The following is a 231-nucleotide window of genomic DNA, read 5'->3' as shown; positions in this document are numbered from 1 at the left end:
GACCTAGTGCGAGAGCTAAATTCTCTTCAATTGTCATATTAGGAGCGGTGCCTGCCATTGGGTCCTGGAATACGCGACCAATCAATTTCGAGCGCTTATATTCAGGAACAAAGGTGACCTCTTTATTGTTAACGTTGACCGATCCGTAGTCAGGAAATAACACACCTGCAATAATATTCAACAGTGTAGATTTTCCAGCTCCATTACTTCCGATAACTGTTACGAAATCAC

Annotated in this window: 1 protein-coding gene; it reads right to left on the bottom strand. The window is 42.4% G+C overall.

Going from position 1 to position 231, the window contains the following annotated elements; genetic code table 11:
• On the bottom strand, positions 1–231 hold a 231-nt coding region (locus tag AOA61_RS00255; protein ID WP_143521133.1), incomplete at both ends, for an ATP-binding cassette domain-containing protein.

The organism is Pseudomonas sp. 2995-1 (assembly GCF_002742505.1).
GTDB classification, from domain to species: Bacteria; Pseudomonadota; Gammaproteobacteria; order Pseudomonadales; family Pseudomonadaceae; genus Aquipseudomonas; species Aquipseudomonas sivasensis.
Note: the sequence above shows the minus strand (reverse complement) of the source record. Positions and strands in the feature narration are given on the sequence as shown.